Source organism: Nocardia brasiliensis NBRC 14402, assembly GCF_000308475.2.
Classification (GTDB): domain Bacteria; phylum Actinomycetota; class Actinomycetes; order Mycobacteriales; family Mycobacteriaceae; genus Nocardia; species Nocardia brasiliensis.
The window spans coordinates 100,965-114,764 of sequence record NZ_BAFT02000068.1; the positions used below are offsets into that span (position 1 = coordinate 100,965).

A 13,800-nucleotide genomic window follows, 5' to 3' on the forward strand; every position below is an offset into this window, starting at 1 on the left:
GTTCGCGCATGTCACCCTCCGGTAGCATCAGAACCATCACCAGTCTTGGGAGGTATTAATCATGGGCAGTCTGAGCATCTGGCACTGGCTGATCATTGCGGTCGTTTTCGTGATGTTCTTCGGTGCCAAGCGGATGCCCGACGCGGCCCGCAGCCTGGGTCGGTCGCTGCGCATCTTCAAGAGCGAGGTCAGCCAGATGCAGCACGAGGGCAAGGACGCCAAGGACGCCGACGCGCCCGCTCCGGCGCAGCCCGCGCAGCCGCAGCAGCTGCCGCCCGCGCAGCCGGTGACGCCGACGGCCACGCAGCAGCCCCACGCCGAGCCGAAGTCGCTCTGAGCTAGACCGAGTCATGCGGAGCGGGCCCGGGTCGCGCGGCCCGCTCATGGCGGAGTGCGGAAACTCACTCCGGGCCTAGTGCGCCGTCGCCTAGCGGGGCACTCCTACCCAGGGGCAATCACCAACCATGCGAATCCCGTTCGATCCCCGGCGCAGCAAGCGCAGGACCAACCCCGACGGCACCATGTCGTTGGTCGAGCATCTGCAGGAACTGCGGTACCGGCTGCTGGTCTCGATCGCCGCGGTCATCGTCACCACGGTGCTGGGATTCATCTGGTACGAGTACGGCTTCCTCGGGGTCTCCAGCCTGGGCGATATCCTGCGCGGGCCCTACTGCTCGCTGCCGGATTCGGCGCGTGCCGCGCTCAGCCCCGACGGTTCCTGCAAGCTGCTGGCCACCGCGCCGTTCGAGCAGTTCACCCTGCGGTTGAAGGTCGGCATGACGGCGGGCATCGTGCTCGCCGCGCCGATCTGGCTGTATCAGCTGTGGGCGTTCATCACGCCCGGCCTGTACGCCAAGGAACGCAAATACGCGGTCGGCTTCGTCTCGATCGGCACGGTGCTGTTCCTCACCGGTGCGGTGCTGGCCTACGTGGTCGTGGCGCACGCGTTGAGCTTCCTGCTCTCGATCGGCAACAACGTCCAGATCACCGCGCTCAGCGGTTCGCAGTACTTCAGCTTCATCATCGAGCTGCTGGTGATCTTCGGTGTGAGCTTCGAAACTCCGCTGCTGATCATCGGATTGAACCTCATCGGGGTGCTCACCTATCAGCGGCTGAAGGCCTGGCGGCGCGGAATCACGTTCGGGCTCTTCGTGTTCGCGGCCATCGTGACGCCGCAGGACCCGTTCTCCATGCTCGCGCTGGCGTTCGCGCTGACGGTGCTGTTCGAGTTCGCGATCCAGTTCTCCCGGATCAACGACATCCGCAAGGCGCGCAAGGAAGCCGAGAATCTGGCCGCGCTCTCCGACGAGGAGGCGTCCGCGGTGAGCGGCCCGGAGCCGATCGCACCGGCCGAATCGATCGTGACACCCCCGGATAAAACTGCGCGCTCGATGTCGGACTACTCCGATACCCTCTGACGGTGACACATCACCGGTCGCACACGGGCGAGCTAGCGAAGTTCTCCACCGAGCTGAAATTCAGTCTCGATCCCTTCCAGCGCACCGCCTGTGCGGCACTCGAAGAAGGCCACAGCGTCCTGGTCTGCGCGCCTACCGGCGCCGGCAAGACGGTCGTCGGCGAATTCGCGGTACACCTGGCGCTCGCGGCGGGCGGCAAATGCTTCTACACCACGCCGATCAAAGCGCTGTCGAACCAGAAGTTCGCCGACCTGACCGAGCGCTACGGCCGCGAGAGCGTCGGCCTGCTCACGGGTGACCAGTCGATCAACTCCGACGCGCCGGTGGTCGTGATGACCACCGAGGTGCTGCGCAACATGCTGTACGCGTCCTCGGATGCGCTGCGCGGCCTGTCGTACGTGGTGATGGACGAGGTGCACTACCTGGCCGACCGTTTCCGGGGCGCGGTGTGGGAGGAAGTGATCCTGCACCTGCCGCCGGACGTGCGGCTGGTCAGCCTGTCCGCGACGGTCAGCAACGCCGAGGAGTTCGGCGCGTGGATGGAGACCGTGCGCGGCGACACCGCCGTGGTGGTGGACGAGACCCGGCCGGTTCCGCTGTGGCAGCACGTCATGGTCGGGCGGCGGATGTTCGACCTGTTCGACACCGACTCCACCGATCAGAAGGTGCTCGTCGACGAGGACCTGGTGCGGTTCATAAAACAGCGCGAACTCGCCGACCGGGCGAACAGCTGGGGCGGTCCGCGCAACGGTCGCGGCGGGCCGCGGCGCGACTTCCGGCCGCTCCCGCGCCCCGAGGTGCTGGCCAAGCTGGACGAAGAGGGCCTGCTGCCCGCGATCACCTTCATCTTCAGCCGTGCGGGATGCGACGGCGCGCTGGCCCAGTGCCTGCGGTCGCGGTTGGACCTGGGCCGGGACGAGGATCGCGCCGAGGTCGACGCCATCATCGAGAAGCACACCGGCGATCTGCCCAAGGCCGATCTCGAGGTGCTCGGCTATTGGGAGTGGCGCGAGGCGCTGCACCGCGGGCTGGCCGCGCATCATGCCGGCATGCTGCCCGCGTTCCGGCACACCGTCGAGGAACTGTTCGTCAACGGGCTGGTGCGGGCGGTATTCGCCACGGAGACACTGGCTCTCGGCATCAACATGCCCGCCCGCACGGTGGTGCTGGAGCGGTTGGTCAAGTTCAACGGCGAGTCGCACGCCGAACTCACGCCTGGGGAATATACCCAGCTGACCGGTCGCGCCGGCCGGCGCGGCATCGACGTCGAGGGGCACGCGGTGGTGCTGTGGCAGCCCGAGGTGGACACCAGCGCGGTCGCCGGCCTGGCCTCCACCCGGACCTATCCGCTGCGCAGTTCATTCCGTCCCGGTTACAACATGTCCATCAACCTGATCGACCGGATGGGCGCCGCCGAATCGCGGGCGCTGCTGGAGCGTTCCTTCGCCCAGTTCCAGGCCGACCGGTCGGTGGTCGGGCTGGTGCGCGGCATCGAACGCAACGAGGCCGCGCTGCGCAAGCTGCGCGATCAGCTCGGCGGCACGGAAGGCGGCTTCCTGGAATACATTTCGCTGCGCGAGCGGATCAAGCAGCGGGAACGCCAGCTGGAACAGCAGGGCCGGTCCGACCGGCGCGGCGCCGCCGTGGAGGCGCTGGTCGCGCTGCGCCGCGGCGACGTGGTCGCGATCCCGTCCGGGCGGCGCGCCGGGCTCGCGGTGATCCTGGAACCCGATGCGACGCCGGGTGATCCGCGACCGCTCGTGCTCACCGCGGACAAGTGGGCGGGCCGGATCTCGGTGGCCGACTTCCCGGTGCCGGCCGAACCGCTGGGCCATATGCGCCTGCCACGCCGGGTCGATCACCGGACCGCGCAGGCCCGCCGCGATCTGGCCTCGGCCCTGCGTAGCACCGGCATCTCCGCGCCGGGCCGGCCACGCCGCGGTAAGCGGTCCGGGGCCGCCGACGACCGGGAACTGGCGACGCTGCGCCGCAGCCTGCGCTCCCATCCCGCGCACACCCGCCCGGACCGGGAACAGATGGCCCGCATCGGCGAGCGCTACAACCGGCTGCTCCGGGAGACCGAGACCATGCGCCAGAAGGTTGCCGCGACGACGAACTCGCTGGCCCGCACCTTCGACCGGATTCTCAGCCTGCTGCAGGAGCGCGGGTTCGTGCACGACTCCGAGGTCACCGCGGACGGGCGCAGGCTCGCCCGCATCTACTCCGAAAGCGATCTGCTGGTCGCCGAATGCCTGCGGCAAGGGCTGTGGCGTGGGCTCGGTCCGGCCGAACTGGCCGGTGTCGTATCCATTCTGGTGTTCGAATCGCGCCAGGACGGCGGCTATCTCGGCGCGAGCGGGCCCACGGCGCCGATCCGCCGGGCCGTCGGCGAGACCATCCGGGTCTGGGGCGAGCTGCGTTCCGACGAGGCCCGGCACAAGCTGCCGCCCACCAGAGAGCCCGATCTGGGCTTCGTCACCGGCGTGCACAAGTGGGCGCGCGGCGACGGGTTGGCCGAGTCGTTGCTCGCCAGCGGTGACCAGGCCGCGCCGCTGTCCGCGGGCGATTTCGTGCGCTGGTGCAGGCAGGTCATCGATCTGCTGGATCAGATCCACGGCAACGCCGACGATCCGGAGGTCGCCGCGACCGCCGCGAAGGCGGTGCGGGCGATCCGGCGGGGTGTCGTCGCGGTGGATGCCGCATAACGGGCAAGTCGGTCCCTAGACTGCGCAGAGCGAAGCGACAGCACGCGCGCAGCCGAGGCGGCGGCGGGAGCTACGCGTACCGGATTCGATTGTGATTTGATTTCTTTCGCGTACCGACCGTGGCGGAGGAGTCGAGTTATACGACGGTTCCCACGCGGGGGGCTACCGTGTGTACAACGATGCGAGTGGAGGCAACCAGATGAGCGGCCCGTTTGGACCCAGCGAACCCGGGGAGGGGCGCAACGATCCCACCCAGCAGTGGGGCGGCCAGCAGCCACCCGGACAACAGTGGGGTGGCCAGCCGCAGACGCCCGCGTCGGCGCAGCCGACCCAGCACTGGGGTGACCAGCAGCCGCAACAGCAGTGGGGCCAGCAGCCCAGCCAGCCGCAGTGGGGTCAGCAGCCCGCGCAGCAGTGGAGCCAGCCCGGTCAGCCGCAGCCGCAGCAGCAGTGGGGTCAGCAGCCGCAGGATTGGCAGCAGGGACAGCAACCGCAGTGGGGCCAGCAGCCCGGTCAGCCGCAGTGGGGTCAGCAGCCCGGACAGCAGCCGCCGCAGGGCGGTAAGGGCAAGGGCCTGATCATCGGCTTGGTCGTGCTCGGTGTGGTCGTCATCGGCGCCGTCGTCGCCCTCATCCTGGTGCTCACCGCTCAGGACAAACTGGACCAGGCTGCGGTGCAGGACGGCGTCAAGAAGGTGCTCTCCGACTCCTACGGCATCCAGGACGTCAGCGACGTCACCTGCCCCTCCGGCGAGGCGGTCAAGGTCGACGCCACCTTCACCTGCGACGTCAAGGTCAGCGGCGAAGCCAAGAAGGTGACCATCAAGATCACCAAGGAGGACGGCACCTACGAGGTCGGCCGCCCCAACTAGTTCCCCCCGCCCGGCCGCACGCTCTCTCCGCCGAGCGTGCGGCCGAGCCGTATCCGGGGTCCGGGCGCCCTTTCCGCGCCGCGCGCCGGGCGAAGTCCCCACTCTCGTCCGGCCGAAGCCATCCGCTGCGGTTCGCGCACCCCTTCTGCGTTCCCGCACCCGCTATGGCATGCCATAACGAGTGCGGGAACGCAGGACGGGTGCGGGAACGCAGGACGGGTGCGGGAACCAGGGGGCTTCGCGGGTGCTCAGGCGGGGCGGGTGAGGGCGGTGATGAGGCGGGTGATGGGGCTTTCCGCGTTGTAGGTCTTGGCGAGTTCGTGCAGGCGGTCGGGGTCGGCGGGGGTGGTGGGGAGGGTGTCGGGGCGGGAGAGTTCCACGTCGGCATCGCAGACGACGCGGACGACCGGGGCGGCGGCTTTCAAATAGTCTTCCGCGGCACGGAGTTTGGCGCGCACGCCCTGCGCGAGGTCGGCTTCGGGGTCTTCGACCGCGGCGACGAGTGCTTCCAGGGAGCCGAAGCGGGAGATCAGCATGGACGCGGATTTCTCGCCGATGCCCGCCACGCCGGGCAGGCCGTCGGAGGCGTCACCGCGCAGGGTCGCGAGGTCGGCGTAGGCGCGGCCCGCATTCTCCAGTGGCACACCGTATTTCGCGGCGACTTCGGCGGGCCCGAACAGTTCCGCCTTGGCCAGCCCGCGTCCGGCGTAGAGCACGCGCACGGGTGGCTGCGGGGTGTCGCGGACGAGTTGGAGCAGATCACGGTCGCCGCTGACGACGACCACCGGGTCGGTGCGTTCCCGGGTGGCCAGCGTGCCCAGCACGTCGTCGGCCTCCAGTCCGTCGGCACCGCCGGTCGCGATACCGGCCGCGGCGAGGACCTCCAGGATCATCTCGACCTGCGGAGTCAGCGTGTCGGGGACCTGTTCCGCGCCCGGTCCCGCGTCGGCGGAGGTGTCGAGCCGATGCGCCTTATACGAAGGCACCAGTTCGACGCGGAAGGCGGGCCGCCAGTTCAGGTCCAGGCACACGACCAGCCGGCTCGGCGCGTGTTTGGTAATCAGCGAGGCGACCATGTCGGTGAATCCGCGCAGGGCGTTCACGGATCGGCCGTCGGCCGCCGTGATCTTCTCGGGGATCGCGTGAAAAGCACGGAACCACAGGCTCGCTCCGTCCAGGAGCAGCAACGGTCCACCGGAGTGCGCAGCAGAAGTCACGCGGGTCACGCTACCTGGCCACTCCGACAAATCAGCGCGTAACACCGACCCAGACGGATCCGCGGCGGGGACGCGCGTCGCGCTCGGGCGCAGCTGCTGGCCGCGGAATTCCGGCAATTAACTGGCCCAGACAGATCGCGCACGAGGGGTTGACAACATCTATCTGTGACACCCATTCTGAACACAGTTCAATTCGAACCGTGTTCAGAATAGGTGAGTCGATGGCGACAGATAGTTCGGGCCGCTGGGCGGCGGACCGGTGAGCGACCTGCATCCGGTGGCCCGGGTCACCCGGGTGGCCCTCGACCGCGTGGTGAATCCCGCTCGCCTGTCCGATCAGCGGCAACTGCGCGACGCGGTCGCCGGCAAGACGGTGCTCGTCACCGGCGCCTCGTTCGGGTTGGGCGCGGCGACCGCACATGGCTTGGCCGCGGCGGGTGCCCGCGTCCTGCTGGTGGCGCGGACGGCCGAGCGGCTGGACGAGGTCGTCGCGGAGATCGAGGCGGCGGGTGGTCAGGCGTTCGCGTTCGCGGCGGATCTGTCGGACGAGGCGGCGGTCGCGGCGTTGATCAAGACCATCGTCGAGCGGCACGGGGCGCCGGACGTGATCGTCAGCAACGCGGGCAAGTCGATGCGGCGGTCGCTGCACCTGCAATACGACCGGTTCCACGATTTCGAGCGCACCATCGGGGTGAACTATCTGGGTCCGGTGCGGCTGCTGCTCGGCCTGCTGCCGTTGATGCGCGAGCGCGGCAGCGGTCAGATCGTCAACATCTCGACGATCGGCGTGCGGATCGCGCCGGGTCCGCGCTGGGGCGCCTACCAAGCGTCGAAGGGCGCCTTCGACGTCTGGTTGCGCAGTGTCGCACCGGAATTGGCGGCCGACGGGATCACCGTGAGCACCGTGTACATGGCGCTGATCTACACGCGGATGAGCGCGCCCACGCCGATCATGCGCATGCTGCCCGGCCTGTATCCGGCCGAGGCGGCGGGCATCGTGGCGCGGGCGATCGTGCGGCGACCGCGGGCGATCCAGCCGTGGTGGGTACGCCCGGCCGAGGTCGGCTCCGCGGTGCTGCCCGGATCGACGGCATTGTTCATGCGGGCGTGGGCGCGCTGCACCCGCGACACCGACGCCGCGCTCGGAGGTGGGCAGTCATGAATCTGCCGCGCTTCAGTCCGGCGGTGTCCGCCGTGCTCGGAGGTGGGCAGTGATGAGCCTGCTGCGCTTCAGTCCGGCGGTGTCCGCCGTGCTCGGAGGTGGGCAGTGATGAGCCTGCTGCGCTCCAGTCCGGCGGTTGCCGCCGCGTTCGTACGGTCGCGGGTGGTGTGGCCGGTCGGTCCGGCGTCCGCCGCCCGGATGGGTGCCGCGGTCCTGCGCAACGGATTGAATCCCGCTGTGCTGCTGTCGGTCTCGTCCGCTCGATGGCCGGACCGCACCGCGGTCGTCGACGAGCGGGGCGCGCTCACCTACGCCGAGCTGTCCGCAATGGCCGACGCGATCGCGGGCGGACTGCGGGCCGACCACGGTATCGGCCCGGGTGCCGCGGTGGCCGTGCTGTGCCGCAACAGCCGCTACTACGCGGCGGGACTGTTCGGTGTGCTGGCCACCGGCGCGGACGTCGTACTGCTCAATACCGGTTTCGCCGCAGAGACGCTCGCCCGCTCGCTGACCGGGCAGTCCGTCGCCGTGGTGCTCTGCGACGCGGAGTTCGTGCCGGTCGTGCGCGCCGCGGGATACGAAGGCCCCGTGGTGATCTGCTACGCGGAGCAGGAGGCGGCGGGGGACTCGGTGGCGGCCCTGGTGCGCCGCGGTCTGCGCGCACCGGTGCGAGTTCCGGCCGGGCGCTTGGTGATTCTGACCTCCGGCACCACCGGCACGCCCAAGGGAGTGCCCCGCGACCCGGCGGCGACGGCGGTCGTCGGCACGGCCACGAGTCTGTTGCGCCGCACCGGGTTGCGCACCGGGACGGCTGTCGCCGTGGAGATCCCGCTGTTCCACGGGTTCGGTCTCGGTGTGCTGCTGCTGGGCATCGCGCTGGGCGGCAAGCTGATCCTGCGTCGCCACTTCGACGCGGCCGCCACTCTGGCCGCGGTGCCCGAACATCGGGTCCGGATGCTGGCCGTCGTCCCGGTCATGTTGCAGCGGATCCTCGCGGTTCCCGCGGCGGATCGCGAGCGGTTCGATCGATCGTCGCTGACCGTGGTGCTCTGCGGTGCCGCGCCGTTGCGTCCCGCGCTGGCAACGGAATTCATCGAGGCGTTCGGCGAGGTGCTGTACAACGGATACGGCTCGTCCGAAGTCGGGATCGGTTCGCTGGCTACTCCGGCGGATCTGCGCGCCGCTCCGGGCACCGTCGGCCGGCCTGTAATCGGTACCGAGGTGCGCGTCCTCGACGACGCGGGCCGACGCGTGCCGCCGGGCGTGGTCGGGCATGTGTTCGTCGGCAGCGCACTGGGTTTCACCGGTTACTCCGGTGGCGGGGACAAGGGCCGGGTCGACGGCCTGATCAACAGCGGTGATCTCGGCTCGCTCGACGCGCACGGGCGCCTGTTCCTCGCGGGCCGCGAGGACGACATGATCGTGTCCGGCGGCGAGAACGTCTATCCCCAGGAGGTGGAGGATGTCGTCGCCGCGCATCCAGAACTGTCCGATGTCGCGGTGATCGGGGTGGACGACGACGAATTCGGCCAGCGGCTCGCGGCGTTCGCGGTGCCCGAGCCCGGTAGCGCGCCGAGCGTCGATGACATCCGGGAATACCTCCGGCACAACGTGTCTCGGTTCCAGCAGCCGCGCGATATCCGGCTCGTCGCCGAGATACCGCGCAATCCGTCCGGCAAGGTCGACCGTCCCGCTCTGCGCTCGCTGCTGCTCCAGCCACCCGGCTGAGCGCCATGTCGCGGGAGAAAGAAGAACCCATGCACCCACCGGTTCCCGCCGATCGCCCGGGACAGCTGCTGTCCGCCGAACCGATGACCGCCTACCTGGTGCCCGGCGTGCGAATGCCTGGCCGCGCCTGGCGGATTCGCTATACCTCCACCACCGCTACCGGCGGCCGCACCGAAGTCACCGGCACCGTCCTGGTGCCGCACCGGCGGAGTCGGCCGGACAACCCGCTCATCGGATATGCGGTCGGCACCCAGGGGCTCGCCGATCGGTGCGCGGCGTCCTGGCAACTCGCGCGCGGGGTGGAATACGAAGCGCCCTTCCTGGCCATGGCTTTGCGGCGCGGCTGGACGTTGGCCGTCACGGACTATCCGGGCCTCGGCACCCCGGGTGAGCACCCGTACGTGATCGGCCACGCCCTCGGTCCTGCGGTGCTCGACTGCATGCGGGCCGCCCGCGCGCTCCCCGAGGCCGGGCTCGATCCTCAAGGGCCGGCGGCGATCCACGGCTACTCCGAAGGCGGCTGCGCCGCCGGTTGGGCACTGCAACTGCAGCCGACGTACGCGCCCGACATTCCTTTGGCCGCAGGCGTTGTCGGTGCCGCGCCCGCCGATCTGGCAGCGATGATCAACCGGCACGAGGGCGGAATGTTCGCCTTCCTGCTCGTCTACGGCCTCCTCGGCCTGGACGCCGCCTATCCGGAACTCGATGCGTTGTCCTATCTCACCGGTTACGGCCGTGCCGCCGCGGCGGTGTTGCGTCGCACGCATATCGTGCCCGCCGTCCCGCTCGGCTGGCTCGCGCCCAGCAAGCGCATCGACCGCTACGTCACCCGGCGGCCGCAGGATGTCCCCGCCATCCGGGCCCGGCTGCGGGAGAACCGGCTCGGCGACCGCGCACCCGCCGCTCCGGTGCTCCTCGGCTCGAGCACGTGGGAACAGATCACCCCGCACAGTCAGATGGTCCGGCTGGCCGCCGACTGGGCGTCGCTCGGCGTGCCCGTCACCCTGCACATTATGCCCTATCGCGAGCACCTCACCGGAGCACTGTGTCTGGCCCCCAGAGCATTCCGGTTTCTCGACCACCACCTCGCGCGGCCCGCGAACCCGATCACGCAACGCATCGCCTGAACCCGGCTCGCCGCAGCGTCGGCCCTGCTTGACACCCGCGCCCACAGTGCACCACCCTCGGGTCAGGCAAATTGAACCCGGTTCGGAACGGCAGGTGCATGGCCACCAAGTGGGGCGACCGCGAGACCCGGCGACGAGACATCCTCGTCGCGGGGCGGCGACTGCTGACCGAAAAGGGTTACGCGGCACTGCAGATGCGCGATGTCGCCAGGGGCGCGGGCATCAGCCCGGGCACGGTCTATACCTACTTCGCGACCAAAGAAGCGCTCTACGCAACCCTGTATGCCGAACGGCTGGAGGAATTCGTCGGCAAGGTCGAACCGAGTTGCGCCGACGCCGAGGATCTCGAGGAGCTGTTCGTCCTCGTCGCGACCGAGTATCTGGAGATGTACCGGGTGTACGGGCGCGAACTCGATATCTGGGCCGTGCTGGCCGGCGAGGTCGACCTGAGCGACGAATCCGGCGCGCAGCTGATCACCGCGGCGGCCCGCGCCTACGACCTGATCCTGCACACCGTCGAACGCCTGGATCTCGGGGACGACCCCGGCATGACCGTGACGGTCCTGTGGTCGGTCATCACCGGCCTGGCCGACCACTTCACCAGCGTGCGTCGCTACCTGCACCCGCACGACTGGGACGAAACGGTCCGATTCACCGCCCGCAAACTGATCTCCGGGGGCGGGAGTTCGGGTTCGCCGGGCCGGGCCGGGCGGGTAACGTCGGACGAATGAGCTCGCATACGGATGCCAGGTTCGCGGCGGATGTCTACGGTGAACGGTTGGAGCGGGCGGTGGCGCTGATGCGCGCCGCTCACCTGGACGCTTTGTTGATCACCCCGGGGCCGGATCTGCGGTACCTGATCGGTTCGGCGGCCGATTCGTTCGAGCGGTTGACCTGCCTGGTCATCCCCGCCGACGGAGCGACGCCGTCGGTGGTGATCCCGAAGATGGAACTGGCCGCGCTGGAAGGTTCCGCGGCGGCCGAGCTCAATCTGCAGGTGCTCGATTGGGTCGACGGCGTCGATCCGTACGGACTGGTGAAGTCCGCGCTGCACGTCGGCTCCCGGGTCGCGGTCGCCGAGGCGATGCCCGCGCTGCACCTCATCCCGCTGGCCCAGTCGTTCACCGGCCTGCCCTCCTCGGCCACGCCGGTGCTGCGGGAGATGCGCATGATCAAGGACGCCGCGGAGATCGACGCGCTGCGCCGGGCCGGCGCGGCGATCGACCGGGTGCACGCGCGAATGGGCGAGTTCCTCCAGGTCGGCCGGACCGAAGCCGAGGTCGGCGCCGATATCTCGGCCGCCATCCTCGAGGAGGGCCATACCGCCGCCGCGTTCGTCATCGTCGGCAGCGGACCGCACGGCGCCGACCCGCACCACGGTGTCTCCGAGCGCCGCATCGAGGCGGGTGACGTGGTGGTCATCGATATCGGCGGCCCCGTCGAGCCCGGCTACTACTCCGACTCCACCCGCACCTACGCGATGGGCGCACCCGATCCCGAGATCGCCGCCCGGATCGCCGTCCTCGAACGGGCACAAGCCGCGTCCGTTGCCGCCGTCCGGCCCGGTGTCACCGCGGCCTCGGTCGACGCCGCGGGCCGAGACCTGTTGGTGGAAGCCGGTTTCGGCCCGAACTTCGTGCACCGCACCGGTCACGGCATCGGGCTCTCGGTGCACGAGGAGCCCTACATCATCGAGGGCAACGACCTCACCCTGCAGGCCGGCATGGCGTTCAGCATCGAACCCGGCATCTACTTCCGTGGCGCATGGGGCGCCCGCATCGAAGACATCGTCGTGGTCACCGAAGACGGCTGCGAATCGATGAACCAGCGCCCCCACGGCCTGACCATTCTGTAGTCCCTGGATGCGCACCCGCCTCGTCGCGAGGTGGGTGCGCATGCCGAGCGCCGGTGCAGCCGCGTTCCTACCGGCCGAGACCGGGCTGCGCCGATCCGCCCTCATCGAACTGATCGAGGTCGACCTTCAGCACCGCGGACGAGCAACCGGCGACGGCAAACGTGCCGACGGGCATCGGCCGCGACCGACGCGAAAACCAGGTGAGCTGAGTTGTGCGGCAAGGTAATTCCCGTAGCTCGCGCCTAGGGCTCCAGGGCCGGGGCGAGCAGGGTGCGGCTGGAGAGAACGCGGCGGACGTCGATGGCGATGACCACGCGGGTGGGGTTCTCGCGGGGGACGCGGTAACGCCCGGCGTAGCGTCGTTCGGCTTCGGCGACGTCCTCGGGTGCGTCGAGGACCGTCGCCGGGCCCTCCAGTGTGAGCCACCGCCGCCCTTCGACCTGGCTCACCGCCGCGTAACCGCCGCGCCGGACGTTGCGCACCTTGGCCGACCCGCCGTCGGTGATCACTCGGACGAGCCCCGCCTCCGGATCCCAGGTGAAGCCCACCGCGGTGACGTGCGGTGTCCCGTTCGCCCGCACCGTGGTGAGGGTCGCGAGGTGCCGTTCGGTGACGAACTCGAGCGCGGCGGGGGACAGCTCGGTGCTGGGGGTGGGCATCCCATGACGGTAGCGGTTGTGCCCATATCCGAGGCGCACGGGCACTGCGAACCGGCCTGGTTTCCGCCGGCCGGCACCCGGCAGGACGTGCGGACACGCGTCGAGCACGGGACGCGCGGGGCGGTACGCGCCAAATGGCTCGGCGATGTCGGGTCGCGCGCGATGTTGCTGTAAGACTGGGCGCATGGGATCGCGTGGGATTGCGGACGGGACGGTGTTGTTGCTCGGTGGGCGCAGTGAGATCGGACTGGAGGTGGCGCGGCGGCTGGCACCGGGACAGACGGTGATCCTCGCGGCGCGCCGCAGCGGTGAGCTGTCCGAACAGGTCGCCGAGATCATGGCCGCCGGTGCGGAAGTCGTGCACTGCGTGGAGTTCGACGCGGACGACACGGCCGCACACCCCGCGCTTTTCGAGAAGCTGGCGGCCGAGCACGGCCAGATCGGCGTCGCCATCCTCGCGTTCGGCGTGCTCGGCGATCAGGCCAGGGCCGAACAGGATCCGGCGCACGCGCTCGCCGTGGTGCACACCGACTACGTCGCTCAGGTCAGTGCGCTCACCACGCTCGCGAATATGCTGCGCGCACAAGGGGATGGGCAGCTCGTCGTGTTCAGTTCGGTGGCGGGCATGCGGGTCCGGCGGGCCAACTATGTGTACGGTTCGGCGAAGGCGGGGCTGGACGGTTTCGCCGGTGGTCTCTCGGATGCGTTGCACGACACGGGAGTTCACCTGCTCCTGGTGCGCACCGGCTTCGTGATCGGCCGGATGACCGAGGGCATGGAGCCCGCGCCCTTCTCCAGCACGCCGTCCCGGGTGGCCGACGCCGTGGTCAAGGGTCTGCACAAGCGCACCAGGCTGGTCTGGTACCCCCGCATCCTGCAACCGGTCTTCTTCGCGATGCGCCTTCTGCCCCAATCGATCTGGCGTCGGATGCCCCGGTGAGCCGACCGGAGATCGCGCACCGCCGCAGTGATTCGCCCGCTTTTCGGCCCGGTTGCCGCGGCGGCCCGGTTGCGCTACGGCGCTTCGCTTTTCCGGAGGAGCCGTCGCTGGGTCGTGT

Annotated in this window: 13 protein-coding genes; 11 read left to right on the top strand and 2 right to left on the bottom strand. The window is 69.6% G+C overall.

Features of this window, described 5'->3' with window-relative positions:
- Positions 1 to 61: 61 nt before the first annotated feature.
- The 4 genes from tatA (at position 62) to TY25_RS25180 (ending at position 4,994) form a co-directional block, all read left to right on the top strand.
- On the top strand, positions 62 to 337 hold the full coding sequence (gene tatA, locus TY25_RS25165; RefSeq protein WP_014986157.1) for a Sec-independent protein translocase subunit TatA: 276 nt from the start codon (positions 62 to 64) through the stop codon (positions 335 to 337).
- Positions 338 to 464: 127 nt separating this feature from the next.
- The gene (gene tatC / locus TY25_RS25170; RefSeq protein ID WP_042259859.1) at positions 465 to 1,418 is read left to right on the top strand and encodes a twin-arginine translocase subunit TatC; all 954 of its coding nucleotides are present in this window, start codon (positions 465 to 467) and stop codon (positions 1,416 to 1,418) included.
- A gap of 2 nt (positions 1,419 to 1,420) precedes the next feature.
- Positions 1,421 to 4,123, top strand: a complete 2,703-nt coding sequence (locus tag TY25_RS25175) for a DEAD/DEAH box helicase (RefSeq protein WP_088606751.1) — start codon at positions 1,421 to 1,423, stop codon at positions 4,121 to 4,123.
- A 199-nt stretch (positions 4,124 to 4,322) separates the two neighbouring features.
- On the top strand, positions 4,323 to 4,994 hold the full coding sequence (locus tag TY25_RS25180; protein ID WP_042259863.1) for a DUF4333 domain-containing protein: 672 nt from the start codon (positions 4,323 to 4,325) through the stop codon (positions 4,992 to 4,994).
- Between the two features lie 248 nt (positions 4,995 to 5,242).
- Here TY25_RS25180 and TY25_RS25185 read toward each other — a convergent pair whose 3' ends face one another.
- Entirely contained in the window at positions 5,243 to 6,211 is a 969-nt protein-coding gene (locus TY25_RS25185) for a 5'-3' exonuclease (RefSeq protein WP_042260001.1), read from the bottom strand.
- Positions 6,212 to 6,470: 259 nt separating this feature from the next.
- Between TY25_RS25185 and TY25_RS25190 the strand changes: the two genes are divergently transcribed.
- The 5 genes from TY25_RS25190 (at position 6,471) to TY25_RS25210 (ending at position 12,083) form a co-directional block, all read left to right on the top strand.
- Positions 6,471 to 7,373: an SDR family NAD(P)-dependent oxidoreductase gene (locus tag TY25_RS25190; protein ID WP_042259866.1), complete on the top strand. Its 903-nt coding sequence runs from the start codon at positions 6,471 to 6,473 to the stop codon at positions 7,371 to 7,373.
- 108 nt (positions 7,374 to 7,481) lie between these two features.
- Positions 7,482 to 9,101, top strand: a complete 1,620-nt coding sequence (locus TY25_RS25195) for an AMP-binding protein (RefSeq protein ID WP_042259868.1) — start codon at positions 7,482 to 7,484, stop codon at positions 9,099 to 9,101.
- Between the two features lie 29 nt (positions 9,102 to 9,130).
- Entirely contained in the window at positions 9,131 to 10,228 is a 1,098-nt protein-coding gene (locus TY25_RS25200) for a lipase family protein (protein WP_052383183.1), read from the top strand.
- 98 nt (positions 10,229 to 10,326) lie between these two features.
- Positions 10,327 to 10,959: a TetR/AcrR family transcriptional regulator gene (locus TY25_RS40740; RefSeq protein ID WP_052383177.1), complete on the top strand. Its 633-nt coding sequence runs from the start codon at positions 10,327 to 10,329 to the stop codon at positions 10,957 to 10,959.
- Complete coding sequence (locus tag TY25_RS25210; protein WP_042259873.1) at positions 10,956 to 12,083, top strand: M24 family metallopeptidase; 1,128 nt, start codon at positions 10,956 to 10,958, stop codon at positions 12,081 to 12,083. Before TY25_RS40740 ends, TY25_RS25210 begins: the two co-directional genes overlap by 4 nt.
- A gap of 242 nt (positions 12,084 to 12,325) precedes the next feature.
- On the opposite strand, the gene TY25_RS25215 is transcribed toward TY25_RS25210, so the two are convergent.
- Positions 12,326 to 12,742, bottom strand: coding sequence for a pyridoxamine 5'-phosphate oxidase family protein (locus tag TY25_RS25215; RefSeq protein ID WP_042259875.1), 417 nt, complete (start codon positions 12,740 to 12,742; stop codon positions 12,326 to 12,328).
- 3 nt (positions 12,743 to 12,745) lie between these two features.
- On the opposite strand from TY25_RS25215, the gene TY25_RS42865 reads away from it, so the two are divergent.
- Both TY25_RS42865 and dprE2 read left to right on the top strand, forming a co-directional pair.
- Positions 12,746 to 12,916: a hypothetical protein gene (locus tag TY25_RS42865; RefSeq protein ID WP_156055132.1), complete on the top strand. Its 171-nt coding sequence runs from the start codon at positions 12,746 to 12,748 to the stop codon at positions 12,914 to 12,916.
- 10 nt (positions 12,917 to 12,926) lie between these two features.
- The gene (gene dprE2, locus TY25_RS25220) at positions 12,927 to 13,682 is read left to right on the top strand and encodes a decaprenylphospho-beta-D-erythro-pentofuranosid-2-ulose 2-reductase (protein WP_042259878.1); all 756 of its coding nucleotides are present in this window, start codon (positions 12,927 to 12,929) and stop codon (positions 13,680 to 13,682) included.
- Positions 13,683 to 13,800: the final 118 nt, after the last annotated feature.

What these genes read in the sequence shown, in the direction of transcription:
- TY25_RS25210 (WP_042259873.1), top strand. Translation starts at nt 10,956, where the DNA reads ATGAGCTCGCATACGGATGCCAGGTTCGCGGCGGATGTCTACGGTGAA.
- TY25_RS25215 (WP_042259875.1), bottom strand. Translation starts at nt 12,742, where the DNA reads ATGCCCACCCCCAGCACCGAGCTGTCCCCCGCCGCGCTCGAGTTCGTC.
- tatA (WP_014986157.1), top strand. Translation starts at nt 62, where the DNA reads ATGGGCAGTCTGAGCATCTGGCACTGGCTGATCATTGCGGTCGTTTTC.
- TY25_RS25180 (WP_042259863.1), top strand. Translation starts at nt 4,323, where the DNA reads ATGAGCGGCCCGTTTGGACCCAGCGAACCCGGGGAGGGGCGCAACGAT.
- TY25_RS42865 (WP_156055132.1), top strand. Translation starts at nt 12,746, where the DNA reads ATGACGGTAGCGGTTGTGCCCATATCCGAGGCGCACGGGCACTGCGAA.
- TY25_RS40740 (WP_052383177.1), top strand. Translation starts at nt 10,327, where the DNA reads ATGGCCACCAAGTGGGGCGACCGCGAGACCCGGCGACGAGACATCCTC.
- tatC (WP_042259859.1), top strand. Translation starts at nt 465, where the DNA reads ATGCGAATCCCGTTCGATCCCCGGCGCAGCAAGCGCAGGACCAACCCC.
- TY25_RS25200 (WP_052383183.1), top strand. Translation starts at nt 9,131, where the DNA reads ATGCACCCACCGGTTCCCGCCGATCGCCCGGGACAGCTGCTGTCCGCC.
- dprE2 (WP_042259878.1), top strand. Translation starts at nt 12,927, where the DNA reads ATGGGATCGCGTGGGATTGCGGACGGGACGGTGTTGTTGCTCGGTGGG.
- TY25_RS25195 (WP_042259868.1), top strand. Translation starts at nt 7,482, where the DNA reads ATGAGCCTGCTGCGCTCCAGTCCGGCGGTTGCCGCCGCGTTCGTACGG.